Annotated in this window: 13 protein-coding genes; 5 read left to right on the top strand and 8 right to left on the bottom strand. The window is 33.5% G+C overall.

What is annotated here, in order from left to right:
* Positions 1-6: 6 nt before the first annotated feature.
* A complete protein-coding gene (locus tag IEW40_RS12115) occupies positions 7-2568 on the bottom strand; it encodes a S8 family peptidase (protein WP_188618373.1) in 2562 nt (853 codons plus the stop codon).
* Between the two features lie 128 nt (positions 2569-2696).
* On the opposite strand from IEW40_RS12115, the gene dnaE reads away from it, so the two are divergent.
* Positions 2697-7298, top strand: a complete 4602-nt coding sequence (gene dnaE / locus IEW40_RS12110; RefSeq protein WP_188618372.1) for a DNA polymerase III subunit alpha — start codon at positions 2697-2699, stop codon at positions 7296-7298.
* Between the two features lie 225 nt (positions 7299-7523).
* Complete coding sequence (locus IEW40_RS12105) at positions 7524-8168, top strand: LuxR C-terminal-related transcriptional regulator (RefSeq protein ID WP_188618371.1); 645 nt, start codon at positions 7524-7526, stop codon at positions 8166-8168.
* A 94-nt stretch (positions 8169-8262) separates the two neighbouring features.
* Here IEW40_RS12105 and IEW40_RS12100 read toward each other — a convergent pair whose 3' ends face one another.
* The 7 genes from IEW40_RS12100 to IEW40_RS12070 form a co-directional block, all read right to left on the bottom strand.
* Positions 8263-9762 carry a carboxypeptidase-like regulatory domain-containing protein gene (locus IEW40_RS12100; protein ID WP_188618370.1) on the bottom strand — a complete coding sequence of 500 codons (1500 nt, stop codon included), beginning with the start codon at positions 9760-9762 and terminating at the stop codon, positions 8263-8265.
* 2 nt (positions 9763-9764) lie between these two features.
* Entirely contained in the window at positions 9765-11123 is a 1359-nt protein-coding gene (locus tag IEW40_RS12095; RefSeq protein WP_188618369.1) for a CsgG/HfaB family protein, read from the bottom strand.
* Position 11124: 1 nt separating this feature from the next.
* Entirely contained in the window at positions 11125-11532 is a 408-nt protein-coding gene (locus IEW40_RS12090) for a curli production assembly/transport component CsgF (protein WP_188618368.1), read from the bottom strand.
* A 20-nt stretch (positions 11533-11552) separates the two neighbouring features.
* Positions 11553-11852: a CsgE family curli-type amyloid fiber assembly protein gene (locus IEW40_RS12085; protein WP_188618367.1), complete on the bottom strand. Its 300-nt coding sequence runs from the start codon at positions 11850-11852 to the stop codon at positions 11553-11555.
* 29 nt (positions 11853-11881) lie between these two features.
* Positions 11882-12280: a hypothetical protein gene (locus IEW40_RS12080; RefSeq protein WP_188618366.1), complete on the bottom strand. Its 399-nt coding sequence runs from the start codon at positions 12278-12280 to the stop codon at positions 11882-11884.
* A 10-nt stretch (positions 12281-12290) separates the two neighbouring features.
* On the bottom strand, positions 12291-12716 hold the full coding sequence (locus IEW40_RS12075) for a hypothetical protein (protein WP_188618365.1): 426 nt from the start codon (positions 12714-12716) through the stop codon (positions 12291-12293).
* A gap of 113 nt (positions 12717-12829) precedes the next feature.
* Positions 12830-13780 carry a curlin gene (locus IEW40_RS12070; RefSeq protein ID WP_188618364.1) on the bottom strand — a complete coding sequence of 317 codons (951 nt, stop codon included), beginning with the start codon at positions 13778-13780 and terminating at the stop codon, positions 12830-12832.
* A 258-nt stretch (positions 13781-14038) separates the two neighbouring features.
* On the opposite strand from IEW40_RS12070, the gene IEW40_RS12065 reads away from it, so the two are divergent.
* Genes IEW40_RS12065 through IEW40_RS12055 form a run of 3 tightly spaced genes read left to right on the top strand, consistent with a single transcriptional unit; the run spans position 14039 to position 17266 of the window.
* Positions 14039-14644, top strand: a complete 606-nt coding sequence (locus IEW40_RS12065; RefSeq protein WP_262891257.1) for a TetR/AcrR family transcriptional regulator — start codon at positions 14039-14041, stop codon at positions 14642-14644.
* The gene (locus IEW40_RS12060) at positions 14637-15965 is read left to right on the top strand and encodes a TolC family protein (RefSeq protein ID WP_188618362.1); all 1329 of its coding nucleotides are present in this window, start codon (positions 14637-14639) and stop codon (positions 15963-15965) included. Before IEW40_RS12065 ends, IEW40_RS12060 begins: the two co-directional genes overlap by 8 nt.
* Before the next feature lie 11 nt (positions 15966-15976).
* Positions 15977-17266, top strand: coding sequence for an efflux RND transporter periplasmic adaptor subunit (locus IEW40_RS12055; protein ID WP_188618361.1), 1290 nt, complete (start codon positions 15977-15979; stop codon positions 17264-17266).
* Positions 17267-17278 lie beyond the last annotated feature (12 nt).

Genomic DNA, 17278 nt, shown 5'->3' with positions numbered 1-17278 from the left:
CTCTTGTTATTGTTTTTTGATGATTTTAATGTTTACTGGGTTTTTCAAAGAAACTTTTGCGATGTAAATACCATCATTTAATTTTGATACATCTACTTTAGCCTCACCATTTGATACGGTATATAATTGTTTACTAGCTAATTTACCATCAGCAGCATATAATTCAATTTCTACTTCTTTTTTAGAAGATGGGATGGTAATATAAACAAAGTCTTTTGCAGGATTAGGATATGCGGTTGCTTTATCTAATAATAATTCTATTTTTTTAGAAACTATACCTTCACAGGCTAGAGCGGTTTTAACTTCTATTAAATCTCCTTGACTAGCTTCAATAGAAAAATTATTGTCTGTGGTTTCTAGTTTTTGAATTCCATTTACAAAAATTTTAAAAGGAGCGGTTCCTTGTTCTACATTTACAGAAATTAAATTAGACGTGCTGTTGGTAGCAATTCTTGCACTGGCGGTAACCCCTTTAGGAATGGTAATATTGAAGCATTGTTCATAATTAATGCTAGCCACAGAGATGCAAACATAATAATTGCCAGGAGCCAAATTTGCAATATTCAATTTGTTATTGGTAAAGCTCAGGGAGTTGCCATTGTTAATTTTTGCTGAATAATTGAATGATTGATTCGCCGAGATATTAATTTCTCCATTGTTTTTGCCTGAACAAGTTTCTGATTTTGCTTCAATGTTAAAATTGTTAAAAGCAATTTCAGCTAGATTAGATGCTTCTAAGCCAGTTACTATAAGTGCGTAATTCTGAGGTGAAGCTGTACCACCATCATCAACAAGAGTTCCTTTATTTGAAATTTCAATTCTATATTTTCTTCCAGCTACAGGAGTATTTAATAAGACTTGTTCTACATTATCAACCGTGTTATCTCCTTGAGTAGCAGCTGCCATAGGATTTATAGCATTTAATTTCCAAGGATAATATATGGTATTGTTTGTTGTATCGATGATTCTTAAATCTATATCATTTACTAACTTAGAAGAGGTATTGTTTTGTAAATCATTATCTGAGGTAAAAGGTATACCAGCAGGATCTACCCAAGAAATAGTAGCTTTCAGAGGTTCTGTTCCGTTTGCAGTAATCTCTTTAGTGAATTTTACACCTGAGGTTAATAAGTTTCTTTCGAAAATAACTTTGTTATTATTTTTGTCAACTACTATTTGAGCTGCTTTTTTTGCATCTGCAAACCCCCAACCATACCATACATCAGGACCAGGATTGCTACCTGCTTCATTAGCTGAGTGAATAAGAAGCGCTTTCATTTCATCAGCCTTGTAGGTGAAGCTAGAGTTTCCTGTGATGCTTCTGTTAACTTGTGTAATAGCTCCTGCTATTCCAGAAATTACTGGTGCAGAATAAGATGTTCCGCTTCCTACATAATAACTGTTATATTTAGTGTCATTTTCGTAGCCAGCTATTAGCATGTTAGTTCCAACAGCAGATATGTCAGGTTTTATAGCACCATCCTTTCTTGGACCTGCACTACTATAATCAGATTTTACGACATCAGTAGAATTAGTATATAGATTATCAACTGTTGTTAATTGGTCGGCAGCGCCTACTACTATAATATTTTTTGCAAGTGACCCCCAGCCTATACAATTGTATCCTTGACTACAATTAGCAGGAGGAAGTTCATCACTATCAGCAAATGGAACATATTTATCGGTTGCATTATCATATTTAAATTTTGGTTTAGTAGGGTCTTCGCTAGGGTGAGTGCCAAAATAATTACCAGCTGATTTGATTACAATTTGATTAGGGTTTTTATAGACAATTTTATCAAAATTAGCATCTTGGGTGTAATAACTGCCATTGTAAGTGTCTTTGTGATTTAGTTCATAGTTTCCTATCCAATAGTAACCAATTTCAGGGTAGGTAGTGCTGGTAGAAGAAACATAATTCCAGCCTAAATTAATTCCGTAAGAATGATTAGATATATTTGCATTAGCCGCTTCAAGTTTTTGGTAATTTGTGCCTGATGTTGTAGTAGTAAAAGCGTAACTGTCAATTGTCACATTTGGTAAAACTCCTTTTGCTGCAGCGTTTCCATAAGTAGTAAAATTACCATATCCAATAGCACCGATAATACCTGCTACGTTAGTAGGATGGTTAGAGTAAGAGGTATTACCATTTTCTTTGTCAAAAATTCTAGGATTGGTAACTATACCTGAAGCATCAGCTCCGAATTCTCTGTGTTTGTCAAAAACTCTTCCCCCATCCATTACTAGAATATTAAGGCCAGAACCTGTGATATTAGTTCCAGTTAAAAAGGTGCCATTTTGTAAAGGAGTTATATTAGCACTAGCATTGGCTCTGGTGTCGTCACCTGTAAGAAAAAGAGGAATGTTACCAGCGAATCCAGCTAATTTACTTTTCATTTCAGAAATTTGTGTTTCTGATAGTTTAGTGTTGATGTTTTTAATGTAACGTTCAAATTTCTTTTGGTTGTTGATGTTCTCATCTCTAAAGTTCTTTTGTAATTTTTCATTATTTTGTGCATTTACATAAAGAGATGCTACCCCCAAAAAAAATAGTACTGTTTTTTTCATTTGTTAAGTATTTCTGCAAATATATTGATATCAAATAAAATTCTATTAAATAATTTGATAATTCTAAATTCTTTTTTCTATTTTTTTATTAACTAATTTCGATTAAATTTGAACAAATTTTCTAAAGAATGTACTTAGTTTTTGATACTGAAACCACAGGTTTACCACAGAATTTTAACGCACCGCTCTCAGATTCAGATAATTGGCCTAGAATGGTGCAGATTGCCTGGCAATTGCACGGTGAAGATGGTAAATTAATTGAAAATCAAGACTATATCATAAAACCAGAAGGTTATGACATCCCCTTCAATGCGACTAGAATTCACGGAATTTCTACCAAAATGGCGATGGAAGAAGGTAAAGATTTGGCTTGGGTGTTAGAAGAATTTAAAAAAGCATTAGAAAAAACCAAAGTAGGAGTCGGACACAATATTATTTTTGATTACAATATTGTAGGAGCAGAATTTTTTAGAAAAGAAATTGAAAATAATCTTCAAGAAATTCCCAAAGCTGATACGATGGAATTGGGTACCGATTTTTGTGCTCTACCAGGAGGAAGAGGAGGAAGGTATAAATCTCCAAAATTGGGTGAACTTTTTGAGAAGTTGTACGGTTATCAATTTGATGAAGCGCATAATGCAGCAGCCGACGTCAATGCAACGGCGCAGATTTTCTTCGAAATGGCAAGGCAACGCATTATTCCAGCAGAAAAAATGCTTTGGAATGATGAGCAATTTCAAAATTTCCAGAAAATTTGGAGTGAACCCATAAAACCTTTTGATATTGTTATCAGAAGACAAGTTGCAGATTCTAAAAAGAAAAAATCTACGGTAGATTTTGGCGATACAGATGAGGTAGAGATAGGCGATTATTTCAATTTTCATAATCACACCATTTACTCTACGCTTTCCGCAACCTCTCATTTCAATGAATTGATAAAAGCTGCTGCTGAAAACGATTTCAAAGCAGTTGGAATGGTGGATTTAGGAAATTTGATGGGTGCTTTTAAATTTGTTTCGGAAGTTGAAAAATACAATGGAGATATTAAAAAGAAAAAAGCCGAAGCCGAAGAAAAAGGCGAAGAGTTTACCAAAACTCCATTAATTCCTGTTTTGGGTTGTGAATTTTATATTTCAGAAAGACCAGAGCAAAAACAATTTACCAAAGATGATCCCGATAGAAGAACAAATGTGGTTCTTTTGGCAAAAAATTTCAAAGGCTATAAAAATTTAGCCAAACTTTCTAGTTTAGGTTTTACCAACGGTTTTTATGCAGGAGTTCCAAGAATTTCTAAAAAGCAAATTGCAGAATTTAAAGAAGATTTAATAGCAGTAACTTCAGGGATTTACGGCGATGTTCCGAATGCGATTCTCAATTTTGGTGAACAAAGAGGTGAAGAGGTTTTCCTTTGGTGGAAAGAGCAGTTTGGAGATGATTTCTATGTTCAAATTCAAAACCACGATTTACCAGACGAAGAGCATTTAAACGAAGTTTTACTCGATTTGGCAGATAAACACGAGGTGAAGATTTTGGCGCAAAACGAAACTTTTTATACCAAGAAAGAAGATTCTAAAATTCAAGATATCATCACCTGCATCAAAGACGGAGAGAGAGTTTCTACACCAATTGGTAAAGGTTTTGGGAAAAGAAAAGGATTGGCAAATGACCATTATTTTATTCAAAATCCTGAGGAATTGAAGAAAACTTTTCGTCAGTTTCCAGATGCTTTCGAAGCTTATACTGAATTTTTACAAAAATTTGAACCTTATACTTTAAAGCGTGATGTTTTGCTTCCAAAATTTGATATTCCTGAAGAATTTCAAAGTGAAGAAGATGAAAAAGACGGAGGAAAACGTGGCGAAAATGCCTATTTAAGACATCTCACGTATGAAGGTGCAAAGAAAAAATACGAAGAAATTACCGATGAAATCAGAGAAAGATTAGATTTTGAACTAGAAGTTATTGCCAATACAGGTTATCCTGGTTACTTTTTGATTGTTCAGGATTTCTGTAACGAAGCTAGAAAAATGGGCGTTTCAGTTGGGCCTGGTCGTGGTTCTGCGGCAGGTTCTGCCGTTGCATATTGCATCGGGATTACCAATGTAGATCCTATTAAATATGATTTACTTTTTGAGCGTTTCTTGAATCCAGAGCGTATTTCGATGCCCGATATTGATATCGACTTTGATGATGAAGGAAGAGATGCCATCATAAAATGGGTAATTGAAAAATACGGACAAATGAACGTGGCTCAGATTATTACGTACTCTGTTTTGGGAGGGAAATCTGCCATTAAAGATGCGGGAAGAGTTCTGGATGTTTCCATTCCTGATACCAATGCCATTGCGAAATTGATTCCTGAAAGTCCGGGAATGAATATTGCGAAAGTTCTCAACAAGCCAGAAAAATTAAAGCCAGAAGATAAACCTTTAGCCGAAGAAATGAAAGCCATTTTAGCCAATCCGAGTGATTCTCGTCATCAAGTTTTGGCTTCGGCGCAAAAAATGGAAGGTTGCATCAGAAATACAGGAATTCACGCTTGCGGTGTGATTATTACGCCAGAAGATATTTCGAATTTAGTTCCGATTTCTATTGCTGCGAAAGATGCAGGAATTTTGGTTTCTCAGTTTGATAACTCTGTTGCAGAAAGTGCTGGTTTACTAAAAATGGACTTTTTAGGTTTAAGGACTTTGACCATTATCAAAGACGCGATAAAACTCATCAAACAACGTCACGGAATTGAAATCAATACCGATGAAATTCCGTTGGATGATAAAAAAACATACGAACTTTTTAAAGAAGGAAGAACGATTGGGATTTTCCAGTACGAAAGTGCGGGAATGCAGAAATATATGCGTGAACTGAAACCTACGGTTTTTGCAGATTTAATTGCGATGAACGCTTTGTATAGACCGGGACCAATAAAATACATCCCTAATTTCATCAATAGAAAACACGGTTTAGAGGAAATTGTGTACGATTTACCAGAAACAGAAGAATACTTAAAAGAAACCTACGGAATTACGGTTTATCAGGAGCAGGTGATGTTGCTTTCTCAGAAATTGGCGAATTTCACTAAAGGTGAAGCCGATACGTTGAGAAAAGCAATGGGTAAAAAGCAGAAAGACGTTCTGGATAAAATGTACCCGAAATTTCTAGAAGGTGGTAAGAAAAATAATCTAGACGAAGAAAAACTCAATAAAATCTGGAAAGACTGGGAAGCGTTTGCAGAATATGCGTTTAACAAATCTCACTCCACTTGTTATGCCTTAATTGCGTATCATACCGCATATCTAAAAGCCAATTATCCAGCGGAATATATGGCGAGTGTAATGAGTAATAACATCAACAATACCAAGCAAATTACGCTTTTTATGGAAGATTGTAGAACGATTGGAGTAGATGTTTTGGGACCAGATGTTAATGAATCTCAGTTTCAGTTTGCGGTGAACGAAAAAGGGCAAATCAGATTTGGTTTGGGAGCAATAAAAGGAATGGGAGAAGCGCCTTCTGAAGCGATTTACTTGGAAAGGCAGAACGGAAGATTCAAAGATATTTATGATTTTTTTGAAAGAATGCCTTCATCGCAAGTTAATAAAAGAGTAGTGGAAAGTTTGGTAATTGCTGGTGCTTTTGATGAATTAGATACTTATCACAGAGCGCAATATTTTGATGTAGATAATGCAGGAAGAACCAATATAGAAAGGCTTTTGCGTTATGGGCAATCGTTCCAAGATAATAAAAATTCGGTGGAAAATTCACTTTTTGCTGATTTTGCAGATGAAGTTCAAATCGAAAGACCAAAACTTTTACCTTGTGCAGAATGGCAAAATATGCATAAACTGAACCGTGAGAAAGAAATCATTGGTTTCTATCTATCAGCGCATCCTTTAGATGAATATAAATTCCAATATCAGTTTGTGAATGGCGAATTTTCTAGAAATTTTGTTCTAGATGACAAAAAGAAAGAAGATGTTGAACATCAAAACGATATCGCTTCTAAAATTTTAGAAGAAGCAGATGATGAAGAAATTGATTTAAGTCTAGAAGTTTCTGAGGAAGATGAATTGGTAGAAGAAACACCTCTGAAAAGAGCTGAGCCGAAGGGAAATTTCAATTTCTTGAATTTGGATGAAGTAGATGCTTATAAAGAACAGGCATTTCCTGCGGGAAATCTTTTTGAAGCGCCAAAAGATTGGAAAGAAAGACAAAAACAGTTTGATAATGCTAGAGAATACACGGTTTCTGGTTTGATTACGGAAATGGTTTTGCGAGATGGGAAAAATTCTGGAGAAAAAATCTGTTTTATTACCCTTGAAGATTATACAGGAAGTTACAGCTTCAGATTGGGAGATAGAGATTATATGAAACTCCGTGAAAAAATTGCTAAAGACCGTTTTGTAATTGTGAAGATGAAGTTTACGCAAGGTTCAGAAGGAAGAGTTTTTACCAACGTTACTGATATTTTAGATTTAAAAGATGCTTTCGAAAAGTATGCTAAATCACTTTCTTTGGTCATTCCTATCAATGAAATTAATAAAACGGATTTAGAATTTTTTAAAACCCAATTATTAGCAGAAAAAGGCGAACATAAACTGAATGTTTACCTCAAAAATCCTTTGGATAATAGTTTTATAGAAGCTAGAGCCATGCAGCAAAGCATTAATATTAATTATCAACTCATCGAAAAAATTCATGAATTTGGAAAATTTGAAATTTATTTGAATTAAAAATAAGTGACCGAGATTTAGTCTCGGTTTTTTTTATAATGATTTATTATTTTAATTAGATAATGAATTTCTTATTATAAAAGTTTAAGTTTTTATCATAAAGACATTATCTTAATGAAATGTTAAATGTGTATACGTAATTTGTATGATTTTTTAGTTGTGAGGCTGTTTTGATTTTTTTTTTGTTGTTTAAGTTTTAATTTTGTCTTTAAACATAGAACACAAATGATTACGAAAATTTTCATCTACGAAGAGCAGCAGCTTTTCAGTGAGACTCTGCAGTTTTTCATTAATTCTCAACAAGAATTAGAAGTCGTAGGAACTTCTAATGATGATGAGTTTTTGATGGAGTTTTTAAGAGTAAATGAGGCTGATGTTATTTTGTTTGGGACAAGCAAAATGAATACAAAACCCTATTTTCTTTTGGATGAATTGAGAAGAGAGTTTGAGCATTTAAAAATAATTGTTTTAAATGACGGTCTAGAAATTAAGGAAGTAAGGAAATTATTCAAAAACGGAGTTAATGGTTTTGTAGAGAAAAATTCTCACAATTCTGAGCTTTTGAAATGCATCACTTCTGTGGTAGAAGGTAATATTTATGTAGATACCGCGATTAGAGAAAGACTATTTTCTGATTTTTTTGAAACGGGTAATCACAAACCGAATCAAAATATATATCAAGAACTGACCTCAAGAGAAATTGATGTATTAAAGCTTATCTGTGAAGGATATAATAGTAAAGAAATAGCCGAAGAACTTTTTATAAGCATAAATACGGTGGAAACACATAGAAAAAAAATAATTCAAAAATTCAATGTAAAAAATTCGATAGGAATCGTAAGGTATGCTATGCAGAATAACATGATATAGAAAACAGCAACAGCACTCTACATATTAATGGTTTTTACCAAGCAAAGCCTTTCAGAATCCTGAAAGGCTTTGTTGGTTTAATTGAAATTCTTTATTATTGCCAATCTGGCATTTCTGCATTGATAAATAGGGTAGTTCTTTGTAAGCTTTGTAGAGAAAAATCTAAGGTTATTTTCATCACATTTTTCTGGGATATTCCATCATTAGAAGTATTGGTAAAGATTATTTCTGCATTATTTGGAGAAAATCTAGGGTCAAGGTCATTGCTTCCAATAGGTTTTTTACTAAGTTCTGACAAATCTGTAGAAGTAGCAGCAACAATGTCATACAAGAAAATATGAGTGTCTAGTTGTCTGTAATTTTGGTCTTGGTAGTTAGAAATGTCTTTGCAATACAAGAGTTTTTTGCCATCTACAGAAAAATTAATTCCACCTAAAGCACCTGTACTATTTGTAACTACGGTATTTAGAATATTTCCTACCATGTTTATAATTCTAATATTTCCATTATATCCGCTAAGGTTATTGGTTTTAATGGCAATTTTAGATTCGTCATAACTCCAGTCGCATTCTGTGATAAACTCTCCAGAAGGGGCAGTATATAGGAGTGTAGTTCCAGTACCATCTTTGTTTACTTTGTATAGTTTGTCAAAGTTAGCATAGATAATTTGGGTTCCTTTCTGATTCCAAGAATAGTCTATTTCTTTGGCATTGAATCCTGCAATAGGTATTTTAGTTATTTTAAATTCAGAAGAGCCATCTAATTTACTGCTAAATATATGAATGTCTCCGCCAACGTTTTTAAGGTAGGCTAAAAGATTAGCATTGTTATTTTTTCTTGGTCTCCAAGCATTCTCGTGAAGGTTGAATAGATTGTTATTCTCTAGATTGTTAGAAACTAATGTAAATACTCCGTTGTTATTTTGTACATAATGGAATCTATTAAGAGGCGAATTGGTGGTTGTAAATTTGTTAGTAGAACTATATACAGCATTATTTACGCCATCATTGGCAATAATTTGCCAGAAATAGGTGTAACCATATTTTAGATTTTTTAGTTCATAATTTTTTGCTGTAATATCTTTTATTTCGATAACATCATTATTTGAACTGTTTTTTACAACAAGATTAAATTTTAAGATGTCTTTAGTGTCAGCATCAGTACAATTCCATGTAAAGTTAATATTTAATGGTTGATTGGTTGAGTTATCTGCTGGAGTAACCAATTCAGGAACACTAGGGGGGGAGTTAAGAGATAGGTCATCTACCAATTCAATGGTCATAGAGTTGACTTGTCCCTCGTTTTTAACAGAAATGCCTACAGCTTTAGTAACATACCCATCTAATTCTGCTTTTAAAGAATAATCTCCTAATGGGATGTTTTTGATTTCAAAATTTCCACTATCATCTGTAAAGACAGTTTCTGTGATTGGTGCGGTAGAGACTTTTACTTTAGAAAGAGGCACGCCTGATTCTTTGCTGGTGATCATTCCTTTTATGGTTGCTGTTTTACTTTTTGCTACCAATTCTTCTCTACAAGAAATTAGGCTTAAAGTAAGTATAAAAAGGGCGATTATTTTTAATAAATTTTTCATAGTTATTGTTTTTTTCTGAAATGGTAAGATATTCCAAAACCTATTCTTAGAGCTCTATCATTCAAATCTCCATTCACAAAATCGTCCCAATCATCATCAAAGCCCAAATCGTATTGGCCTTGAAGCCTAAACGAAAAATCTTTTATAAAATATTCAAAGCCTCCTCCAAGTTGATATTTGAATTTTAGAGGTTCTCTATTGGCAATAAAACCACCTCCAGCGAAAATGAATGGAGAGAATTTATTGGCAGGAAGCATCAGGTATTCTATATTAAGGTCAGTTGCTTGATACCTTTTTCTGATAATCTCTTTGTTTTCTAAGGTCATAAATGCAGAACTGAGATTGATGTTCCAAAATCTATTCAGGTGATATTTAACGCCAAATCTCACTCCAGGAGTTAGTACTGGAGATTCATAATCACCTTGTATAGCATTGGCTTCTGCCATTCCAAAAACAGAATAGTGTTTTCCTTTTACATCGTAATATTTCGCTTTTTCGGCTAAGAAATCTACTTGTTTTTGTTCTTCTTTTATTGCATTGATGGCAGCTTCGGTATCCTTGGTGTATTTAGGGTCTGGTTCCCAAATTTTATCTTGAATACCATCAATAATTAGTGCTTGCACTGCTTTTTCTATCGCTTGTTTTACGGCAATTTGGACAGGTTCGTTTTGGGTAATTCCAATTTCTGATTCTAGTAATCTTTCTGTATCTACATATTTAAAAATGCTACCATTTACTGTAGTAGAAAGTATGGTTTTGTCTACGTATACAGATTTTAAAATTTTTCCGTTGAGGGTAGATACAGCTCTTAAGTAAACCGAAATTCTGTCTTGTCTGTATTGTGTAGAAGCGCCTATTCCAAAGTATCTAGCACCCAATCCGCCAGTCATTACATTGGTATCATAAGAAATTACCCCTCCTTCTAGCAAAACCCCAGCAAACAATAATGGTGGAAGAGGTTGATTGTTGTTTTTGTTATTGCTTTGGGCATATTCTTGTTTGGTTGTTCTTATAATTTGTCTTTCATTCAATAGGTTAGAGACATTTTCTCTTTCAATTGGGATAAACCAATCGCTATCTTCTAAAGCTTTGATAAGTATAGAAGTAATCCCCTGAGGAATGGCGGTGCTGAAACTGCTTCCATTTTCTGTGGGTTTGTATTGTCCGGTTTGGTCTCTAAACTTATATACCCCAACTACAATTTTTTCTTTTGGGGGTGGTAGTTTTTTAATCTTGAATTGTAAATTGGTTTTTTCGCCCATTTGCGGGGCAGAATTACCATTAGGGATTTTCAATAATGTAGCACAATTGCTGAGCAAAATGGCTACTGCGGATAGTAAGATGACTTGTAACCATTTCATATTATTGCGGTATAAAGATTTCTGATTGTTCTCCAGTACTGGTATTCAGGATGTTCACATAGAGGCCTCCAGTAACACTGGTGATTTCAATGTACAAGGAGCCAAAATTGTAAGTTCCGGGTTTAAGTTCTCCTGTGCCAAATTGCTCTTGAAAGATTTTTTGAGATAATTGACTTAAAATCTGTCTATTGAGAGAATCTGTAAAATTGTCTAGGGTGCTGGTTCCTCTTAAATTAAGCAAATCATTTTCTCTATTATCAAAGGGATTTTGAGCATTTGCAGAACTTAATAGCATTTGATAATTGAAGGTGTCTCCTCCAAACATTGGGTTTACGGGTTTGTAAACAAATTGCTGAGAATATACTGCTAATGAAAAAAGCAAGCATATTAAAGTGGGTAATTTTTTCATTTTGCGTTGTTGTGTTTTTTTTAATAAGATTTTTCTTTTTCTATGTATGCTTCTTTAGCAAAAATATCATCAATTAACATAATCGTAAAACTAACTTGACCTTCTAAAAATTCCTCTGAGGGATTTAATATAAATTGGTTAATCATTCTGTCTTCTAAGAATACTTGTATTTGAGTGTTTCTACCCATGGTAGGAAGTTCTATAATTGAAATGGTTTTTTTATATTTTTTATCCATTTGGTTAATTTTCAAATACAACATATCATAAAAGTCTTTTCCTGCTCTAGTTTTGGTTTCGTCTATGGTAAGGTTGTTGAGCAATATGTCTGGGTCTTTGTTTTCAGTTGGTTCTAGGACTTTTTTTTTACATTTACTAAGAGGCTATCTTTACTAATCAGTGTCTTAGTGGTTTCGTCTTTTAAATACAAGTAGCATTTTAGTTCATCATCTTGGCCTAAATTAATGGTGGTTTCTGATAATTTTTGAGTGCTTTTCGGCGAAAGAGAAAATTTACCAGATTGTTTGTTAGAAGAAATATTGCCTTGTTTGTTTTTTTTAATGCTGATGAATAAATATTCTAACTCTGAGTGAATTTCTGATTCATTGATGGCATTGTTCTCAATAAATACAAAGCCATTGTGCTCCTTATGAGAAATTTTAGCTTTAATGTTTTCTATCATTTCTTGCGCATTAAATAGTTGTACAGGAAGCATAGTAAAGAAAAATAATATGAATGTTATTTTTTTCATGATTTTCTCATTAATAATTTCTTACAAAAATCATTTTATCATTTCCAGTCGTTTTGATAGTCATTCCGTCAGAAATGCTATTACTTCCCAATACTTCAATATAGTTTCCATTTCCAACAGCGTTTACATTAAGTTCTGGGTTAGATTTTGTGTTGAACAAATCTTGATAGATGAAAGTGTTTTGATCTCCTTTTTGTAAAGAAGATATCTTAGTGTCATATAGTAAGTTTACACTTGCAAAATTCTCATTTCCTATTTGTAAAAGCAAAGTAGAACTATTCTGAGGTTTTTCTGCAATGAGCGAATTGAAAGTATTAGTATCTAAATTAGAGATTAGATACAACGTTTTACCACTGTCTATTGTATCGAAATTTATATTTTGTGAATATAATATCTCAATAAACAGCATAAGAACAGTTATGAGTATCTTTTTCATGATTATTTGTGTTAGTTTTTGTAAATTTAGTAAAAATTTTTCATAAAAAATGAAAAAAAATAAAAAATGAGAGACCGAGGTCTCTCATGGTAAAGATTTGGTAGTATTTGGTACTAATTAGATTGATAAACAAACATAGTGTTGCTATTACCAACTTGAGTTCCAAGGTGATAGTGGAAGTCACCAATTTGAGTTACATAACTGAAGTTATCATTACCTAATTGGATGTCTTTAGCCCAGTTACCAACTCCCCATTGGAATTGATCAGCATAGTTACCATCACCAACTTGTCTTACTCTAGCTTCGTTGTCGAAACCATATTGTAATTGGATACTGTAGTTGCTATCTCCTACTTGTCTTGCTCTAGCAAAGTTACCATCACCATATTGACCTTGGCCAGCATAGTTGAGGTCTCCATTTTGTCTTACTCTAGCGGTATTGTCATCACCAATTTGTTCTTGTTGAGACAAGTTACCATCTCCAGTTTGTTTAGCTCTAGCAAAGTTGTCGTTTCCAGTTTGCCATTGATAAATAGAGTTGGATTCTCCATCTTGAATAGCTCTTGCAGTGTTGTCGTTACCATCTTGCATTTGATAGCTGTAGTTTGATACCCCCATTTGGTCTGTAGAAGCAGAGTTTCTGTTACCAGTTTGGTATTGTTCGCTAGCGTTTAAGAATCCTACTTGATCAACTTCTGCTTTGTTTCTGTTTCCTAATTGGTCTATGTAGCTGGTATTGCCTACTCCGAATTGGTCTACATCTACTTTGTTTCTGTTTCCAACAGAATAAGATTCATTAGTATTTCCAAAACCAACTTGGGTAATTATGGCTTCGTTTTTGTTGCCCCATTGTAATGCATAGTTTCCATTGAACCATCCATTTTGAGAAACTGTAGCGGTGTTTTCATCTCCATATTGGTCTAATACATTACTGTTAAGAAAACCTACTTGGGTTACGTTTGCAAAGTTAAGGTTTCCAACTTGTGTAGTAACGTCTGAGTTGGCTTGTGCGAATAAAGTTGCTGAAGCTAATAGTGCAAAAGCACTTGATACTAATTTTTTCATGGTGTTTAAAGTTTTATAGGTTAACGGTACAAATGTATAGCGTAAAAACATGACAAAAATCATTTGATTTGATGATTTTATTTAAATCACGGTTTCTGGTTACTACATTTGTAGTATTGGACATCAAATTCATTTTTTTAAATTTTACCATTTTTTAAAGTAAAATAGAGGGTTATACGTCATAATAAATAAAAATATAAAAAACCTGGAAACTTATTTTGTTTTTTAGTTTCCTCTTTTGTACATTTGCACCACTTTATGGAAAACAAAAAGTGTTTTTTAGATAAATTATTCACTTTGCTTCGCACTTATGGGGCAAAAACATTGACAATGGATGACATTGCCAAAGAATTTTCAATGTCTAAAAAAACATTATATAAGCAATATAAAAACAAAGAAGACCTTTTGTATGAAGTTCTAGAACACATATCTCAGGAGGCATTAGCAGAAGTAGAAAAAGTGAGAAAAGAATTTGCCTGCCCTATGGAAGTGCTCTTTATCTCTGGAAATCGTATAGATGAAGTGACTTGTCACGAAAAAAACGCTTTTGTATTTCAATTGCTTAAATATTATCCAGAGGTTTTTAATGCACATCAAAAATCTATTTCCGTAAAAATTATTGATATTATTAAGAATAATTACGGAAAAGGAGTAGAATTAGGTTTTTTTAGAAAAGATGTACCTATAGATTTATATATCAAATTTTTAACAACCTTATTGTTTTCAGTAGATGTTTCGCCACTTTTTGAGGAAGAAAAAGATAAAAAATCTATTTCAATAGCCATGAAAGTGTTTTATTTAGAGGCCATCGTAACAGAAAAAGGAAAAAAACGACTAAACGAATTAAAGACAAAGTATGAATAAATGGATTAAAATTTTTGCCATTACTGCCATCTCTACACAGATGCATGCACAGCAAAGCTTTACAATGGAGCAGGCGTTACAATATGCCTATGAAAATAATGTAAATGTGAAAAAAGCCAAGATAGACCAAACCATTGCTGATAAAAAAGTAAAAGAAACGATTGGGATAGGTCTCCCTCAGATAGATTTAAATGGTTCTTACAATTATTTTTTAAACATTCCCGTTCAGTTATTGCCTGGTGAATTGGTAGGTCAGCCTGCTGGAACGTATATTCCTGTTCAGTTTGGGCAAAAACAAAGTGCTACAGGAGGTGTTTCGGTTTCACAATTATTGTTTAATGGTTCTTACATTGTAGGTTTAGAAAGTTCTAGAGCGTATAGAGAGATGTCTGCATTAGCGACAGAAAAAACTGTTTTTACCATTAAGGAGGCTATCATGATGTCTTATGCAGCAGTTTTAGTAACAGACGAAAACATCAAAACGCTTGAAGAAAACAATAAAGTATCTGGTAAAATTTTAAATGAAACTAGAGAAACGTATAAAGCTGGACTTATTGAACTTCAAAATGTAGAACAATTAGAATATTCTTATAAAAATCTAGTAACGAATCTAGAAAATTTGAAAAGAACCAAACAAAAGTATGTCAATGCTCTAAAGTATCTTATTGGTTATCCACAAGATGAAGAATTGCAGCTCTTAACCTCTATGGAAGAGTTGATTCAAAAAAACCAAATCTTGGTAGATCATTCTGCACAAGTAGACCTCACCAACCATATCGATTTAAAATTAAAAGAGAATGCTCTTAGAATAAGTGAATTGCAATTGAAATACCAAAAATCAAAATCATTGCCATCGTTATCTGCTGCATTGTCATCTAGCTATAATGGTTTTAGCAATAAATTCACATTTTTTGATAGAGAACAGCAGTGGTTCAATACTTCGGTTTTTGCATTGCAATTGAATGTACCTGTTTTCAGCGGTTTGCAAAGAAGTTTCCAAACTCAACAAGCAAAACTAGAAGTTGAAAAAGCAAAATTAGATAAAGATGATGCCGAAAAACAATTGAAAAGTGATTATTTTGGGAAGGTAAAAGATTACGAAAATGCTTATGATAGTTTCAAGACATCTCAAGATTTGGTAAAACTATCTTCTGAAATCTACAGAAAACAAAATGTGAAATTTAAAGAAGGTTTAGGGACCAGTTTTGAACTTTCACAAAGCGAAACTCAATTATTCCAAGCGCAGTCTCAGTTTTATTTGTCAGCACTAGATTTGGTAAAGGCTAAAATAGCACTAGACAAAGCAAAAGGTACACTTTAAAAAAACATCAAATGAAATCAAATAGACAACCATTTTTAATGAATAAAGAAAATACGATGATAAAGAAAATATTTTTACCAGTGGCTGTTGGTTTATCATTGGTAGCTTGTAAAAAAGAAGCTTCAGATGATCGATTAGCAGATTTAATTGCCAAAAAAGACGTAAAAGGTCTTCAGGCTTACCGTGATCAACAACAGAAAAAAATTGATAGTATTAATGCTGTTATGGCTTCTGTAGACCAAAATCTTTCTGGTTTTGGCGTGAATCAAACTCAAGGTTTTGTATCGGTAAAACCATTAGCATTAGAAAATTTCTCTCATTATGTAGAAATTCAGGGAAATGTAACCACAGACCAAGATGTACAAGTGCAACCTCAGTTGCCGGGCACCCTTAGTTTGTATGTAAAACAAGGGCAAAGAGTAGCTGCAGGTCAGGTAATTGGTAGGGTAGCAGATGGAGGAATAGCAGACCAATTAAAACAAGCTCAGATACAAGTTTCTGCGGTGAGTGCTCAGCTGCAACAAGCAAAAGCAGCATTAGATTTGGCTAAAATTACTTATGAAAAGCAAGCCTCTCTTTGGAAGCAAAAAATAGGTTCGGAGATTCAATATTTACAAGCCAAAACCAATTATGAATCTAGTGCAAAACAAGTAGCAGCAGTACAAAGTCAGGTAGCTGCTACTCAAAAAGCAGCAGATGCTGTGGCAGCTAACTTGGCCAAGACAGCTATCAGAGCACCATTTTCTGGTGTTGTAGACCAAGTTTTACAACAGACAGGCCAGATTGTTGCACCAGGGATGCCTATTGTTAAATTGATAAGCCTTGGCCTAATGAGAGTAGAAGCTAAAGTTCCGGAAACGTACATCAGCAAAATAAAAGCAGGAACTAATGTTTTGGTGGAATTTCCTATGCTTAATAAAAAAGTGAATTCTAGAATTAGATTGACTTCTAACTATATAGAACCTACCAACAGAACTTATACTATACAAGTGCCAATCAGCAATCCAGATGGACTGATCAAGCCTAATTTATTGGCAAAAGTAAAAATAGAGGACTATCTCAATCCTAATGCTATCGTAGTTCCGTCTCAGTATATTTATGAAGATGCAGCGTATAAATCTTTTGTATTTGTGGCTAAAAATATCAATGGTAAAGAAGGTATAGCTAAGAAAGTGTATGTAACTAAAGGCGAAAAAGCTGAAAATTCAGTAGAAATTTCTCAGGGATTATCTAAAGGGGATATCTTGATTACAGATGGTTCTAAAACTTTAACAGACGGACAAAAAATTAAAATTCAATAATCTATGGATACG

Source organism: Cloacibacterium rupense (assembly GCF_014645495.1).
GTDB classification, from domain to species: Bacteria; Bacteroidota; Bacteroidia; order Flavobacteriales; family Weeksellaceae; genus Cloacibacterium; species Cloacibacterium rupense.
The sequence above is the reverse complement of the archived record's forward strand: the minus strand, read 5'-3'. Positions and strand labels throughout refer to the sequence as shown.

Bases quoted from the DNA above. Each gene is read 5' to 3' on its own strand.
- IEW40_RS12100 (WP_188618370.1), bottom strand. From the start codon at position 9,762: ATGAAAAATTTATTAAAAATAATCGCCCTTTTTATACTTACTTTAAGC.
- IEW40_RS12055 (WP_188618361.1), top strand. From the start codon at position 15,977: ATGAAATCAAATAGACAACCATTTTTAATGAATAAAGAAAATACGATG.
- IEW40_RS12070 (WP_188618364.1), bottom strand. From the start codon at position 13,780: ATGAAAAAATTAGTATCAAGTGCTTTTGCACTATTAGCTTCAGCAACT.
- IEW40_RS12105 (WP_188618371.1), top strand. From the start codon at position 7,524: ATGATTACGAAAATTTTCATCTACGAAGAGCAGCAGCTTTTCAGTGAG.
- dnaE (WP_188618372.1), top strand. From the start codon at position 2,697: ATGTACTTAGTTTTTGATACTGAAACCACAGGTTTACCACAGAATTTT.
- IEW40_RS12075 (WP_188618365.1), bottom strand. From the start codon at position 12,716: ATGAAAAAGATACTCATAACTGTTCTTATGCTGTTTATTGAGATATTA.
- IEW40_RS12065 (WP_262891257.1), top strand. From the start codon at position 14,039: ATGGAAAACAAAAAGTGTTTTTTAGATAAATTATTCACTTTGCTTCGC.
- IEW40_RS12080 (WP_188618366.1), bottom strand. From the start codon at position 12,280: ATGAAAAAAATAACATTCATATTATTTTTCTTTACTATGCTTCCTGTA.
- IEW40_RS12090 (WP_188618368.1), bottom strand. From the start codon at position 11,532: ATGAAAAAATTACCCACTTTAATATGCTTGCTTTTTTCATTAGCAGTA.
- IEW40_RS12115 (WP_188618373.1), bottom strand. From the start codon at position 2,568: ATGAAAAAAACAGTACTATTTTTTTTGGGGGTAGCATCTCTTTATGTA.
- IEW40_RS12095 (WP_188618369.1), bottom strand. From the start codon at position 11,123: ATGAAATGGTTACAAGTCATCTTACTATCCGCAGTAGCCATTTTGCTC.
- IEW40_RS12060 (WP_188618362.1), top strand. From the start codon at position 14,637: ATGAATAAATGGATTAAAATTTTTGCCATTACTGCCATCTCTACACAG.